The organism is Ruegeria sp. A4 (assembly GCF_056543025.1).
Genome location: NZ_JBQGAW010000010.1, coordinates 1 through 14413 on the forward strand (window position 1 = coordinate 1; position 14413 = coordinate 14413).

The window sequence follows — 14413 nt, forward strand, 5'->3', positions numbered from 1 at the left end:
TCGCCTCTGCCTCGGTCTGAGGCTGCTCAGTAGCGGGAGGTGTCGCCTCTGCCTCGGTCTGAGGCTGCTCAGTAGCGGGAGGTGTCGCCTCCACCTCGGTCTGAGGCTGCTCTGTGGCCGGAGGGGACGTCTCTGTCCCGGTTTGAGTTTCTCCGGTATCGGGCTGGCTCGTCCCAGTGTCAGGCTGGCTTGTCCCGGTATCAGGTGGGTTCACCCCGATATTGGGTTGGCTCGTTCCAGTATTGGGCTGGGATGGAGCGCTGATCACAGTATACCCGTTGTTTTTGAGCCAATCGATGTAAGGGCCTGTAATGCTGTTTGCGAGGTCCGAACCTGCATTTGCCAAATCCGCCGGGCTTCCTGGTATGACGACGTACTGATTGTAGCCATCCGTCTGCGCCGTGGCCTGATAGGTAAAGTGCTGGTCGTACTCTGTGGGCTTGATTAGGACATTGTTGCCGACGTTCCAGTCCGGCTGACCACTATGCCCCAGAATCTGCGACGTGATGTTTTGGGTGATCGCGACATTACTGGAGCCGTTCGATACGAAGATGAGCGGAATTTCAATGCCGCCTGTCTGTGTTTTTTCATCTACGTGCAGAACGGAGTTCTTTGTGATGGTGATACCATCCGCACCGTAAACCGAAATGCCATGCAGATGGCCGTTATAGATCACGTTCCCTTCGATCAGGACATTGTGGTGGATGACGTTCGGGTCGCTGAGATCCTTGCCGTCCCCACCAAACCAGATGGTCTGGGTGTAATCTCCGTTGCCCATGTCAAAGACGTTGTTGCGGATGGTGATGTTGTCACTGCCGCTGCCGTTTGCGCGCTGGACCTGGATCATGTCACGGTGATCGCCCGCGCCCGCAGCGCCGCCGAAATCGTGAATATAGTTGTTCTCTACCAGGATATTATCGACATTGTCGAATACCAGACCATCCGAGCGGATCGAATGAACGTCGTTCCCGGTGAAGCTCACCCCATCGGAGTTAAGAGCGATGGCGCCCTTCCACCATTTCGAGAATTCGGTATTGATGACGTCGATATTGTTGGAACCGGAGATCATCAGTCCGGTGCCATATCCGGTGCCATCCGCAGATGTTCCGGTGCCGCTGGCAAAATCACCTTCGAAGTTCGAATTCTGGAATGTGATGTTCGAACTGTTGGTGACGCTGAATTTATTCTGGAAGTGATAGTCTCCAGAGCTGTACGTGTAATCGAATTTGATCGTGTCGAACGTTACATTCGACGCCCCATTGAGATGCGCTTCAGAGAAGCTTGCGCTTGCATTCGGATCAGCGGATTTAATCGTTACGTTAGATGAAAACTGTTTACCATTCAGGCTGAGCTTGCCGTAATTGCCGGCCGCAAGCAGTATTGTTTCCCCACCTGTCGCCTGTGACAAGGCCTGGTTCAGCTCTGCCGCAGAGGTTACCGTAATTGTCGTCGACATATTTCACCTTCTGTTTCATAGGCGCTGTGAGTGGCAGCGCACGAGTTCCCGCACACCCAGGACAAATGGAACAGCTGCCCGAGGGCAGTAGAGTGGCCTAAATATGGCTATGTTTGGAAATTGTTGCCTGCATTGGGACAATGACGTCCCTTTGCCTTCATTTCCGAGTGAACTCGATACTCGATACTGGGAATTGTTCCACTTCCCTTGGCGGTTGACGCCTGTTTGGATAATTGATTCCCGTTAAGCAACAATGAACACATAATTGCCACTATTCCGGCGCGTCCTTGCGTATCTCTGGTAGGTGTCGGCAATGAATTGCCCGGTGCCCCTACGGCAACTTGCAGATTTAATTGAGACCACCCCGGAAAAGCACCGCTGAGTGTCTCGGAAATGTCATGCGATCCGAGGGGCACCACAATAGACAGTATGCGGGGGTTCGACTAAGCTTTCGAACGGTCGCAGATCAGAAAGGTACGTCATGTCCAGATCACGTATTCTTGCGCTGGCAGGTACGATCCTGCTGTTCTTTAGCCCTGCCTTGCATGCAAAGACCCCTTGCGACAGGCAGCAATTCAAACCCAGATTCACGGCCCAAACCCAAGGTCAGGCTATTTCCGACGCAGCAACGCTGGCAAGTGCTTTGCAGAATGCCCGTGGCGGTGAGGTCTATCTGCTTGCACCGGGGAACTATGATACTCTGAAACTGGGCAAGGCTTACCCGTCGCCGGTGGTGATCAGATCGGCTGACCCTGCCAGCCTCGCGTGTTTCAGTGTCGCCATTCTTGACGGGGCCGAAAATGTCCATCTGGATGGCATCAGGTTCGACTATACCTTCAAGAACGCTGACCCGTATCATCTGGCCAACTTTGTTGTTCGCAACAGCCGGAACATCACTATCTCCAACTCCGTGTTCAGCGGGGATGTCGCACGCGGCACCGGAACGCCAGAAGATGGGGCGGGGTTTGGCACAGGTCTGCTGGTGTTCCACGCCGCCAATGTTGATATTTCAAACTCCGAGTTTCTCACATGGTGGAAGGCGATCATCGCTATTAATACAGACGGCATAAAGATCACTGACAGCGACGTGCATTCGATCCGCTCGGATGGTCTGGTGTTCGACAATGTCGACGACATCCTGGTTCAGAACAATTACATCCACAACTTTGGCGGGGCCGATGGAGTTGGCGATCACCGTGATATGATCCAGATCCAGCGGGCCAATAACAGTGGAAGCGCCAATATCACGATCCGGGACAATATCTTCGATGTAGGTGCAGGCGACTTTGCCCAGACGATCTGGGCCGGCGGAGATGGGAAGAACATCGGAGACCCCGAGGTACGGCATCGGAACGTGTTGATCGAAAACAACATGATTTACAACGGCCATGTCCACGGCATCTCCATCTACGGTTCCGACAACATTTCGGTCAGAAAAAACTCTCTGATCAATGTTCCTGGTGGCCATTCTGTGCCGGTGATCAATATCTCACCAGACTCTACATCCGTTGTCATCGAACAGAACGCCGCGGCAAACATCATGGGGTATGAAAACCAGCGCGATTGGGTGCTTCTTAACAATGCCATGATTCAGGATCAAAACCCGTCTCAGGAAGGGTATTATGATCAGCAGTTCATCTACCATGCGTTGGGGCGGGAAAAGGGTTATAATGAGTTTGGCGTGCGTCCCGGCAGTCTCATGGATCGCCTGAATGCCGGATCAACGCTGGCAAAGAACTATCCCACTCAATGAAGACTGACATGGATGATTTCCGCTGGCGTGTTTAATGGCAAGGGCGTGGCTATGAAAGCCACCAGTTTTTTTTGGTTTTGAAGAGTTACTTGAGTTAAGGGCAGGAAATTCGAATGATCGCTGTTTCGTCAGCCAAAACGAGAGAACAGGTGGCAAAACCGCTTGTCCTGATGCTGCTTGTCATATCTTTTGCGATGCCATTTTATTTCTTCCTCGGCGGGCTGAAACTCAATGGCTATCGTGTGATCCTTCTCCTCTATATGTTCCCCGCAGTTTTTGGGTGGCTGAGCGGTAAAGCAGGTAAAATCAGGGCGGTCGATTTCTTAGTAATCGGCTTTGCGTTCTGGGCCAGCCTGACTTTGGCCGTCAATCACGGCATTCAGGAACTGTGGCAGTTCATCGGAATGTTCATAATAGAAACGCTAACCCCCTATTTTATTGCCCGAACTTATATTCGCAATTTGGATTCGTTCCGGTTTTTTGTGAAATGCCTCTTCATTCTGATCATGGTTCTCTTACCGTTTGCGGCTTATGAAGCTGTCACGGGTAAGATGCCGCTCCTGAATCTGTTTGGGAAGGTGATGAGTGTTTATCAAAAGTGGTATTTTCCACCGAGACTGGGATTGCTGCGCGCTCAGACAACGATGCCGCATCCGATTTTGTTTGGAGTGTTCTGTGCACCGGCTTTTGCACTTACCTGGTATGTGTTGGGATGGAATAAATCCTTTAACAAAAAGGTTGGTCTCGTTTCCATCGTTGGGGGCACCGTCTTCTGTTCCTTGTCGTCGGGTGCTTTCATGAATGTCATACTTCAGATGATGCTGATGGCGTGGAACAGGATATTTTGGTTCCTGAAGAATAGGTGGAAAATTCTTCTCTATATTTTCTCTTTTTTGTACTTCGTCGGCGAAGTCAGTTCCAATCGGACTATGTTTCAGATCTTCGCAACACACTTCACTTTGACACCGGGCACCGCATTTACGCGGATCAATATTTTCACCTTCGCCTCTGACGATGTTCTGCAGAACCCGTTGTTTGGAATCGGGTTGAATGACTATACGCGACCCCACTGGATGGCCATGTTGACCACGGTGGACAATTTCTGGCTGGTGATAGCATTGCGGCATGGATTCCCGGGGCTGTTTCTGCTGTTGGGTGCGGTGTTGGTTGTCTTTTTCCAAGCCGGCAACAGGAATTTGACCGGCGCCGTCGCAGACGCCCGTCTTGGGTATTTGATTGCGTTGCTGGGCCTATGTGTTTCCGCGATCACGGTGCATTTGTGGGACTCTACCTTCTGTTTCTTCATGTTTCTTCTGGGGGCGGGGGTTTGGCTTTTTGATGCTGATGATCAGGAAAGCCAGGGCGGCGACAGTGTACAGACACCGACTGAAGGCAGGAAATTGCGTTATACGCGGTTTCCACAGATTGTTCCGGGTGAGTTAACAGCAAGGCGGGCTGTCAGAACCGGTTCAGCCGGTCGTCATCCAGCGCCGCCGAGACATTCCCAAAGCCCGCCGCAAACGGCGCAGGGGCGGCATTTGACCGGATAAAGTGGCACCCATCTCGTGCGTGGACATATCACCACGCAACGAAGTCCGTGGCCGCAGAAAATTGTTTGCGCGCCAATTGCCGCCATCGCTTGACCAGGCAGCGGTGTACCCCGCATCGCGCAAGGCCCGAAGGACCCTTGCGTCATAGCGCCCGAAGGGGATGCCCGCCTCTGTCACCGGATGTCCGCAGATTTTTTCAAGCTGCGCACGTGATGCGCACAGCTCTTCGGTCAGTGCAGCATCATCCAGGGTGGGCCACGCCGTGTGAGCAATGCCATGACTTCCAATTGTCATGCCCGCGTCGCGCAGGGTGTGAAGATGTTCGACATCCAGCGAGCCCACCTGCCCGATCCGATCGGTGAGAACGAAAAAGCGCCCCCGGAGGTTACGGGCCGCAAGGGCGGGCAGGGCAATACTGTAATCTGAAAGATTGCCATCATCGAAAGTGATCGTGAAATGGCCCGGATCGGGGGCTTGGGCGATCTGATCCAGCGCATATTCGAATTGACTGACTGACAGCCAGTAAGGGGCCTCGTCCGGTTCCAGGGCACGTTCCGGTGTGCCGATGCCGTGAAAAATGATACTCGTTCCAGTGGTCATTGGCGTGCTTTTTTCAAGCGGGAATGAAGCGTTTCGGCGGTGCCTATCAAAGCCGAACCCAATCCGGCGGGTCGGTATTCATAAGGTCCGGCCGCCAACAAGTCCGTTCCACCGGTCCGTTGTTTGAATTCTGTGACGGTCGGATTGATGTCAGGGTCGATACCGTCCAGATCGTACCATTTTATGCCCTGTGTCCGATGCCGCAGGATGGATTCCCACATCAGATAATGGCCGGCATTGCAGCGGCGCCCCACATCCGTTGTCGCGCCAAACAGATAGACCGCGAAATTTCCTGTCCGGCCGATTGTCATGCCGGCTATGTCGACACCATCTTTTTGGGCAAACAGAACCTCGTGGGAAAAATCAGCACCCTGAAGCGGGTAGTAGAATTCGGGGGGAATATCAGGTTGCTCGAACCCTTTGGCGGCCTGCACCTGTTGATAGAGTTCATGAAATCTGCCCGAGGCTTCGGAGATCGGGGCGCTTTCCAGCGACAGATCGCTTTTCAACGCTTTGCGCAGATGGTTGCGCCATTTGCCATGTTGCGCCTTAAGCAATATTTCTTCGTCCTGATCGCAATCGATGATGACGGTCCGATAAGGCCGGGAACGATCGGTGGGATGAAACCCCGCCGAGGCCGCAGACCGATCTATTACCGGAACGTCATGAAATGGCAGGGCGGGAAGCCGCAACCGAAGGATATGGCCGGTTTTCCGGGCATAGGCGCGCAGTGCCGCAAATGTTGCATCCAGCCGGTCCTGGTCGATTTCGGGCTGTTCGCGGTGATGCATCATAGGGCCTGCTGCGATCCAGGCGATACCACGCCCCAGGCCGGGCACGCGCTTTACGCGCAGGCAGGCCGCAGCGGTCAAGTGACCGGCCTGATCTGACAGGGTGATAAAATCAGTCGTGGCACCGATCCGTTGTGCCGCGGCCTGCGCATACGTCAGGGTCTGTTCGTATGTCAGATCGTGAAAACTGGCGCTGATCCGGGGCCATTCTTCTGCGGTGACTTTCTGAAACGAGAGGGTCGTGTTCATAATTGCATCCGTATCCAGCTGCTCCAGAGGCTGTTCGGCCGGATTCCCAACCGCGGGCGGACTTTCAGGAACCAGACACGGTAGTAAAAGAAATGCAAGGCATCCGCCCACAAAAGCAGTGCACGGGCACGAAGCCGCGCGGAAGCCCGATCAGGTGCCAGAACGATATTGTAAAGCGGCACCAGATCTCCTCCGTAGCTCAGCTTATATTCATACTCGCCGGCGCCGGCTTCAATCAGGTGCGTATCCTGATCGATCAGCTCTTCAACACGCGCGACCAGACCGACGCGGCCCAGGCCAGCCTTTGCAAATTCGGCATCGACTTCCCGTGCATTGAGCCACCAAAGCACCTTGCCATTCAGGGTGTAACGTAACTGGCTGGACAGCAGCGTTTCATCCCGCCACTGTTCATCGATTGCCGCATGGCCTTTCGGGCTCAGGCGTTGCATCAGGCTGCGATAGAACGCTGCCGCAACCGGCCAGTCGGAAAAATGCCCCCCTTTCCCGGCGGCCTCCCATTGTCGTGTATGCAATGCGATGAACCGATCCATCATTGCATCGACGGTTTCCGGCGTGGAACTGACAGTGCGCAAGACCTCACCTGCCGGTGTCAGGCGCTTGATGTCCCGCCGGACTTCGCGGCGGCGGCTTTTCGAAAGCGAGGCCATAAACGCATCAAAGGTATCAGGCAGAGTCATCAGTGTATGCCCGCGGGTGCTGATGTCGCGTAAAACGGATAGGCCACGCCCATTCAGGGCACGCAGGTTTTCCAGTTGTCCTGCGCGTTCTGACAATGGCGACAGGCTTACGACGCTACATTTCAAATGATCGGTCAGGTGTTCAATGACAGCCCCGAGAACTGTGTTTTCGTAACCGGCGGCAATGGGCAGTTCCATGACCGCGAAATTAGGATCCACGCCCGCCAGCCGGGCGACGCGCACCGGAATGGGGCCGGCCCAAAGGGTTTCAACGCAAAAGGGCAGAACGCCAACAAGCTCTGAACCGTTCCGCAGAATATAGCTGACGGGATGCCGGCTGGCGGCAAACGTTTTGCCGTAATGGTCCCACCAGGCAGATTGCCAGTCGGACAGGAAATATATCTCGGCACCGGACGCTGAGACAAAACTGTCCCAGCTGGCTTGTACGCTCAGCTTGTGTGCAGGTTTTTCGACACACTCAAGCTCGATATCTGCACTGTTGGAAATGGCGTCCCTCATGCCATCGGTTCCTGACCGAAAAGATGATACCGGATTGCCGCTCCGGACAGGCGCAGCCTTGCCTTGCGATCAGGTGTGGCGCGCAGAAGCCCGATCAGTCCAAAGGCAATTCCGCGCAACATTGCACTGCTCAGGAAGATCGCGCGCGTTATCAGCTCACCACTGCGGCCATAGTGCTTTCTGGCGTAGATCGTCTTGCTTTTCTGTTTTTGCACATACATGCGCGATTTGATCTGAGCGGTGCTTTTCGAGCCGCCTTCAAGATGCAGAATCCGTGCCTCAGGCGCGAAGACGCAGCGTTTGCCAACATTGCGGATACGTCGGCACCAGTCAGCTTCTTCCGAATAGATAAAGAACGCGTCATCCAGCGAACCGACTTCTTCGAAGACCGGGCGTGGTACCAGCATGAACATGCCCGACACCACATCCACGTCGCGCTGCGTTGTTCGGTCCCAGCCCCCATATTCGGGCCAGGTAAACAGCCGTTTCAGCCCGAATTCGATCACTGCCAGGCTGAGCGGTCCGGGATCGGCAAAACAGGTCAGCTGGATGGTTTCAGGGTCTTCGAAGACCTGGCAGCCGACGCATCCGACATCCGGATGCGCGTCGAGCCAGGCGCTCATTACATCGATCGCATGATCCAGGATGATCGTATCGGGATTAAGCAGCAGCAGCTTGGCGCCTGTAGCAATCTCGAGCCCTTGATTGTTGGCAGCGGCAAAGCCCAGATTTTCGGTATTCGCGATCAACCGGACCTGAGGAAATTCATCGGCCACCATTTCAGGTGAGCCATCGCTGGAGGCGTTGTCGACAACGATGATTTCGTGCGGCAGCCGGGTCTCATGCGCAATGGACGCCAAGCAATCCCGAAGAATGTCCCGGGTGTTCCAGTTCACGATAATGATAGATACAGCGTATTCGCTACTCGTGCCGGGCGGCGATGAAACCATGACGCTTCGCTCTCGTTAACCACTTACATTCCAAATTTTAACCACTGCCACATTCTGTGAACACTTAAAACGTGACCGTACCGGGACCGTTGTTGTCGAAAAGTAGCTATAAAAGTCAAATCATTTAGATCAGTATATTGAGGTAATATTTTGACGGTGCGAAACCTTGAAAGACAAGACAGTATTAAGATCGGGTTTGGGTAAATTTTGGCCTCTGGGTTTGGCATCGAATGACTGACCGTGGGAACGCACTTTATTGCGGCGATCCTGTCATGCGGTTGTCCGATCTGTTTCGCCGGGATTCTGCTGGCGGGTACACGGCCCTGTTCCAGGACCGGTCGGTGTTTTGGAGCTATAATACCCGTGTGGCAATCCGGGCGTCCTGTGACCTTTTGGGGTTGCAGCCCGAGGATGAAGTTCTGGCACCCGCCTATAATTGTGGTTCCGAGGTCGACCCGCTGATTGATGCGGGCCTTTCGGTTCGGTTGTATCCGGTTTCCGAAAACCTGCGTGTCGATCCCGCACGGATTGCGCCACTTATTACCGGGCGGACGAAGGCGATATATGTGATCCACTATTTTGGTGTGCTGCAGCCATACCTGGCGGACCTGCGGGCCTTGTGCGATCAGCATGGGCTGCGGATGATCGAAGATTGTGCATTGAGCCTTCTCAGCGGTGCTTCGCCGGCAGAAGGCCGCACCGGAGACGTATCGGTTTTCTGCTTCTACAAATTTGTGCCTGTTTTGGGTGGTGGGGCCATGGTCATCAATGCGCCGGACCTGAGCGCCAGGCATCCGTTTCCGCGACCTGCCCCGGGCAAGGCCGTGACCAAAACACTTTTGCGCGCTGGTTTGGCAACCGTATTGGGGCTGTCCCGCATGCAGGCAATGCTTCAGAAGGTACGCGGCCGACAAGAACCGCCGCCCCACAGTGACGGGGATCAACCGGAAGACATTCCGGGGCACTATTATTTCGACCCGGCGCTGCGCGGCGCACAGATGAGTGTCTTCACATCCCGTCCATTGCGGGCCTATTCCGTAGCAGAAACCATTGCGATCCGGCGGTCGAACTGGCAGCGGTACCGGGATGTTCTCAACGAGTTTCCCGAGATACGCATGCTTGTTCCGGAGCTTCCGGTCGATGCCTGTCCGCTGAATATGCCGATCATAGTCGCGGGGCGTGACCGGGTCGTACGGGCGCTGCAAAAAAGCGGGATTGGTGCCACTGCCTGGTGGGCGGGCTTCAACCGCAATCTCGACTGGTCAGGGCAGGCCGAGGCTATGACCCTGAAAGACAATGTCGTATCTTTGCCAGTGCACCAGTACCTTTCGGCTGCGCATATCGATCACATAATAGCGCAACTCAAAAGTGAACTTGTGGCCTGATCAGGCGGGCGGTTTATGCAGAGTGAGGTCAGCGTAACCGGGGCCATCACGCTGCCTTGGACAGCTTGCGTTTGAGTTTTGCGGCAAGCTCCAGCGCCAGGCTCTCGAACCCTTTTGGCTTCCCGGCAAGGCGCCAGAGCAGCAGATGTGTGCCAACATAGACAAAAACTCCGACGAGAACTTTGACCGAGAACCGTATACGCAGCAGCGGCAGGTCTTCCGCTGTCTCGTAAGCCCATCCCACTGCGTCGCCACTGCCATAGGCACTGCTGACAAATAGAACGGCAAGCAACATGGCAAAGGTCGACGCAAATGTACGCCAGGCCATCAGGATCGGTGCCAAAAACCCACCGGTTCCGAAATCCTTGGCCATGATCAGCGCCAGACCGATCGCAAACAGGCTGGCGGCTCCGGAGCCGAGGATCGCGCCGGTAAAGCCGTAGTTCGATCCCAGCACCGTCAGCGCAGTTGTGGCGATCAGCAGGATCGTGTTGCGGAGAAACAGGCGCTTTGTAGAGCCTTCGACGTAGCTTGCAGACCGAACATTGGCCTGCAATGTCTCGATCGCTTTCAAAGGGGCAAGCACCCAGATGACCTGTGCGGCGGCCAGCCACTGATAACCGGCCACGACAACGATCAGGTGATTGGCAACCAGAGCCATGCCGACACTGGCTGGAACGATGATCCCCAAAAGGATGGCGTTGGCCCGTTCGAAGGCTTCCCGGCTGGAGCCTTTGGTCCGGGAGGCGTTGGCAAGGCTTGGATAAACCACCCGTTCCAACGGGCCGATGATCTGGCTGGTGAACAGGACCACAAGGCGATAGCCGACCCTGAAAATCCCTGCATCTGCCAGACCCAGCATGCTTCCGATGACAATCTGGGGCATGTTGTTGATCAGAAACTGGGTGATCTGGGCCCCTAGTGACCATGATGACACATCAATGCAGTCATGCCAGCATCTGAGCGTTAACCTGGGTCGCATCGGGGCGACGGAAAAGCTCCAGATGACCCGGATGACCTGAGTGATGACGCTGGCGACCACGATGGCCCAGTAATCACGCCAGATCCATGTGAGGCTGATGGCCATCAATGTATATGCAATTCGGCTGGTCGTTTCTTCGCCTGCGATGAAACCAAACCGGAGATCTCTTTCCAAAAGTGGGAAGCGTGTGCTTTTGATGGAAGTTGCGATGGCAATGAAGCAAAGCGGGGGGATCAGCGATGTCAGTTCCGCAAGCCCGAAGAATGTCATCAGAGGGGCGCTGGCCCAGATAAGGAGTGCCGAAAAGACACCCAACAGCACCTGCATCGTGAACACGGTGTTCAGGTGATCGTCGGTGATTTCGGGCTGGCGGATCAGAATCATGGAAACGGCCCGCTGGACGATTTCCAGAAACGCGGCCGCGATTATGAAATAGGCAATGATCCCGAAATCCGTCGGCGTCAGAAGACGGGCCGTCACAACCAATGTCAAAACGCCCAGAAACTGGCTGAAAACGCCCGATGCAAACAATGTTGCGGCCCCCCTGGTAAGGGTCGCGCTGTGATCGGGTGTGCCCGGGGCGATCGTCACGCCTGGTTCAACTGGAGGCTTCAAAAGACTTGCCTTTCCATACTCGGAACAAAAAACTTATCAACGTACCAATGTTTCTAATCTGGCTACCCTCAACATCGCTTCAAAAAACCAGCACTTGCTGTTCTAGGAATTTAGTCGGCTGGCTGCTAGTCAAACCTGTAAGTATATTTTTGTGTTGAAATCGCATGTTTTTCCAGTTTCAGAGAGGTACACCATGTTTCAATCAGTACCGTCGCAGCGAGTCGGCGCTGAATATTACATAGCAAAATGAAGTTTCGCCTCAGTGTCTCAGATTGGATTCTGACTGCGCAAGGGTAACAAGTAGAAGAGACCGGTGTTTTCCGGACCCGGTGCCTGTTTTCAAGATGGTATAACAGTATGAAGATTGCGATTTTTGGTCTGGGGTATGTGGGGTTCACGGCAGCATGCTGTCTGACCCGTGAGGGGCATGAGGTGATCGGCGTCGATGTGAATGCCGACAAGGTCTCGGAAATCAATGCCGGGCAGCCCCCGATCAAGGAACCCAAGGTGGCCGAGCTGCTGACCGAGGCGCTTGCAAAGAACCTGATCCGCGCCACGGTTGAAATCCCCGACCTGTCGGATGTGGATCTGGCCATCGTTTGCGTCGGCACGCCCAGTTCCACTGACGGCTCGCACAACATGAATTTCGTGGCCGAGGTGACGCGACAGATTGCCAAGGCCGTTTCGCCCGACCGCGCGCGACCGCTGACCGTAGCGTACCGATCCACCTTCCGGCCCGGCACGGTGCGGCAGCTGATCGAGCCGATCTTTCAAAGCTATCTGGGCGATCGGACGGATCAGGCGGTCGAGATTGTCTATAACCCCGAATTCCTGCGCGAGGCTTCGGCGGTGGATGATTTCTTCAACCCGCCCAAGATCGTTGTCGGCACGGCAGACGGAAACCGCTCGGCGGTGATGGACGAAATGCACGAAGGCCTGGATGCGCCGGTGTTCTATACCGCGTTCGAAGAGGCCGAGATCACCAAATTCGTCGACAACACCTGGCACGCCACCAAGGTGGCCTTTGCCAATGAGGTCGGCCGGATCTGTCACAGCATGGGCGTGTCGGCCAAAACCATGCACGAGATTTTCGTCTCGGACACCAAGCTGAACATCTCGGCCTATTACACCCGTCCGGGGGGTGCGTTCGGGGGATCCTGCCTGCCCAAGGATGTGCGCGCATTGCAGCATATTGCCGGTGAGGTGGGTGCGCATACCCATCTGATCGACAGCCTGTTGCAGACCAATCAGGCGCATAAAACCTATCAGGCGCAGGACATCATGGCGCGGCTGCCCGAAGGGGGCCGGGTGCTGATGGCCGGGCTGGCCTTCAAGGCCGGAACCGACGATCTGCGCGAAAGCCCAAATGTCGATATTGCCCGGCGGCTGTTGCAGGCGGGCTATCAGCTGTCGGTCTATGATCCTGCGATCAAACCGGCCGATCTGCGGGGGCAGAACCTTGGTTATGCCTTTACCCACCTGCCCAATGTGGGCAGCCTGCTGGTGGACCGCGCCACGGCCGAGGCCGGGCCCTGGGATCTGGTGGTCGGTTCAAACCGGATCGTGAATGATCTGAACCTGGGTGATGCAGAGGTGGTAAGAACCTATGAATATGACTAGCCCTGTACCCGCCGTTCAGCCGATTTCGTTCGAAGAGCTGCGCCAGAGCCAGCCCCTGAAGGGCCTCAAGGTTCTGATCGTGGTGGAAAACCTGCCCGTCCCCTTTGACCGCCGCGTCTGGATGGAGGCCCGCACGCTGGCCGCGGCCGGCGCGCTGGTCTCGGTCATCTGCCCCACCGGCAAGGGGCACGAGGAACGCGTTTGGGAAGATGAAGGCATCAAGGTCTATCGCCACCCGCTGCCGCTGGATGCCAGCGGGGCGCTGGGGTATCTGCTGGAATATGGCGCGGCGCTGTTCTGGGAAAGCTGGCTGTCGCTGAAGATCAAGTTCACCCGCGGCTTTCATGTCATCCATGGCTGCAACCCGCCTGACCTGATCTTTCTGGTGGCGCTGCCCTTCAAGCTGTTCGGCGTGCGTTATCTGTTCGATCACCACGACATCAACCCCGAGCTTTACGAGGCCAAATTCGACAAGCGCGGTTTCTTCTGGAAGCTGATGAAGACGTTCGAGCGGCTGACCTTTGCCTCGGCCCGGGTGTCGATTGCCACCAATGAAAGCTATCGCAAGATCGCCATCGAACGCGGCGGCATGGCGCCCGAGGATGTGTTTGTCGTCCGCTCGGGCCCCGACCTCAGCCGGTTGCAGCATCTGCCGCCGAACCCGGCCTGGCGCAACGGGCGGAAATACATGGTGGGTTATGTCGGCGTCATGGGTGATCAGGAAGGGATCGACCTGCTGCTGGAATCCGTGGCGCATCTGGTCAAGGTTCAGGGCCGCGACGATATCCAGTTCTGCCTTGTGGGCGGGGGCCCCAGCCTGGACAAGCTGAAACAGCAATCCGTGGATATGGGCCTGTCGGACTATGTCACCTTCACCGGCCGCGCCCCCGATCGAGATCTGTTCGAGATCCTGTCGACCGCCGATGTCTGCGTGAACCCGGACCGGGTGAACGAGATGAACGACAAATCCACCATGAACAAGATCCTCGAATACATGGCCTTCGAGAAACCCATCGTTCAGTTTGACGTGACCGAGGGGCGGTTCTCGGCGCAGGAGGCCTCGCTTTATGCAAAGGCCAACGATCCGGTGGATATGGCCGACAAGATCACCGACTTGCTGGCCGATGACGAACGTCGCGCCGCCATGGGCCGCTATGGCCGCGCCCGGGTCGAGTCCGAGATGGCCTGGCCGCATCAGGTGCCCGCGCTGATCGCGGCGTATCAGCGGATCTGGAAGGGGTAACC

General features: G+C 55.7%; 11 protein-coding genes. 5 read left to right on the forward strand and 6 right to left on the reverse strand.

Going from position 1 to position 14413, the window contains the following annotated elements; translation table 11 throughout:
- Positions 1-1456, reverse strand: a 1456-nt coding sequence (locus tag ACR0E2_RS18610; RefSeq protein ID WP_480447487.1) for a right-handed parallel beta-helix repeat-containing protein, incomplete at its 3' end; no start/stop codon positions are given.
- Positions 1457-1937: 481 nt separating this feature from the next.
- Between ACR0E2_RS18610 and ACR0E2_RS18615 the strand changes: the two genes are divergently transcribed.
- The gene (locus tag ACR0E2_RS18615; protein WP_480447489.1) at positions 1938-3209 is read left to right on the forward strand and encodes a right-handed parallel beta-helix repeat-containing protein; all 1272 of its coding nucleotides are present in this window, start codon (positions 1938-1940) and stop codon (positions 3207-3209) included.
- A 113-nt stretch (positions 3210-3322) separates the two neighbouring features.
- Entirely contained in the window at positions 3323-4759 is a 1437-nt protein-coding gene (locus tag ACR0E2_RS18620; RefSeq protein ID WP_480447490.1) for an O-antigen ligase family protein, read from the forward strand.
- Here the strand turns inward: ACR0E2_RS18620 and ACR0E2_RS18625 are convergent.
- Genes ACR0E2_RS18625 through ACR0E2_RS18640 form a run of 4 tightly spaced genes read right to left on the reverse strand, consistent with a single transcriptional unit; the run spans position 4679 to position 8566 of the window.
- On the reverse strand, positions 4679-5359 hold the full coding sequence (locus ACR0E2_RS18625; protein ID WP_480447491.1) for a polysaccharide deacetylase family protein: 681 nt from the start codon (positions 5357-5359) through the stop codon (positions 4679-4681). The two genes, ACR0E2_RS18620 and ACR0E2_RS18625, sit on opposite strands and share 81 nt — an antisense overlap.
- A complete protein-coding gene (locus ACR0E2_RS18630; protein ID WP_480447492.1) occupies positions 5356-6399 on the reverse strand; it encodes a lipid II:glycine glycyltransferase FemX in 1044 nt (347 codons plus the stop codon). The genes ACR0E2_RS18625 and ACR0E2_RS18630 overlap by 4 nt, the downstream gene beginning before the upstream one ends.
- A complete protein-coding gene (locus ACR0E2_RS18635; protein ID WP_480447493.1) occupies positions 6396-7616 on the reverse strand; it encodes a GNAT family N-acetyltransferase in 1221 nt (406 codons plus the stop codon). The genes ACR0E2_RS18630 and ACR0E2_RS18635 overlap by 4 nt, the downstream gene beginning before the upstream one ends.
- Positions 7613-8566 carry a glycosyltransferase family 2 protein gene (locus tag ACR0E2_RS18640; protein WP_480447494.1) on the reverse strand — a complete coding sequence of 318 codons (954 nt, stop codon included), beginning with the start codon at positions 8564-8566 and terminating at the stop codon, positions 7613-7615. Before ACR0E2_RS18640 ends, ACR0E2_RS18635 begins: the two co-directional genes overlap by 4 nt.
- A 272-nt stretch (positions 8567-8838) precedes the next feature.
- Here ACR0E2_RS18640 and ACR0E2_RS18645 point away from each other — a divergent pair, with 272 nt between their 5' ends.
- Positions 8839-9951: a DegT/DnrJ/EryC1/StrS family aminotransferase gene (locus tag ACR0E2_RS18645; protein WP_480447495.1), complete on the forward strand. Its 1113-nt coding sequence runs from the start codon at positions 8839-8841 to the stop codon at positions 9949-9951.
- A 46-nt stretch (positions 9952-9997) separates the two neighbouring features.
- Here the strand turns inward: ACR0E2_RS18645 and ACR0E2_RS18650 are convergent, their stop codons facing one another.
- On the reverse strand, positions 9998-11524 hold the full coding sequence (locus ACR0E2_RS18650; protein WP_480447496.1) for an oligosaccharide flippase family protein: 1527 nt from the start codon (positions 11522-11524) through the stop codon (positions 9998-10000).
- 381 nt (positions 11525-11905) lie between these two features.
- On the opposite strand from ACR0E2_RS18650, the gene ACR0E2_RS18655 reads away from it, so the two are divergent.
- Positions 11906-13168: a nucleotide sugar dehydrogenase gene (locus ACR0E2_RS18655; protein ID WP_480447497.1), complete on the forward strand. Its 1263-nt coding sequence runs from the start codon at positions 11906-11908 to the stop codon at positions 13166-13168.
- Complete coding sequence (locus ACR0E2_RS18660) at positions 13155-14411, forward strand: glycosyltransferase family 4 protein (RefSeq protein WP_480447498.1); 1257 nt, start codon at positions 13155-13157, stop codon at positions 14409-14411. Before ACR0E2_RS18655 ends, ACR0E2_RS18660 begins: the two co-directional genes overlap by 14 nt.
- Positions 14412-14413: the final 2 nt, after the last annotated feature.

Coding starts and splice junctions, on each gene's coding strand:
- ACR0E2_RS18615 (WP_480447489.1), top strand. CDS start 1,938: ATGTCCAGATCACGTATTCTTGCGCTGGCAGGTACGATCCTGCTGTTC.
- ACR0E2_RS18620 (WP_480447490.1), top strand. CDS start 3,323: ATGATCGCTGTTTCGTCAGCCAAAACGAGAGAACAGGTGGCAAAACCG.
- ACR0E2_RS18625 (WP_480447491.1), bottom strand. CDS start 5,359: ATGACCACTGGAACGAGTATCATTTTTCACGGCATCGGCACACCGGAA.
- ACR0E2_RS18630 (WP_480447492.1), bottom strand. CDS start 6,399: ATGAACACGACCCTCTCGTTTCAGAAAGTCACCGCAGAAGAATGGCCC.
- ACR0E2_RS18635 (WP_480447493.1), bottom strand. CDS start 7,616: ATGAGGGACGCCATTTCCAACAGTGCAGATATCGAGCTTGAGTGTGTC.
- ACR0E2_RS18640 (WP_480447494.1), bottom strand. CDS start 8,566: ATGGTTTCATCGCCGCCCGGCACGAGTAGCGAATACGCTGTATCTATC.
- ACR0E2_RS18645 (WP_480447495.1), top strand. CDS start 8,839: ATGCGGTTGTCCGATCTGTTTCGCCGGGATTCTGCTGGCGGGTACACG.
- ACR0E2_RS18655 (WP_480447497.1), top strand. CDS start 11,906: ATGAAGATTGCGATTTTTGGTCTGGGGTATGTGGGGTTCACGGCAGCA.
- ACR0E2_RS18660 (WP_480447498.1), top strand. CDS start 13,155: ATGAATATGACTAGCCCTGTACCCGCCGTTCAGCCGATTTCGTTCGAA.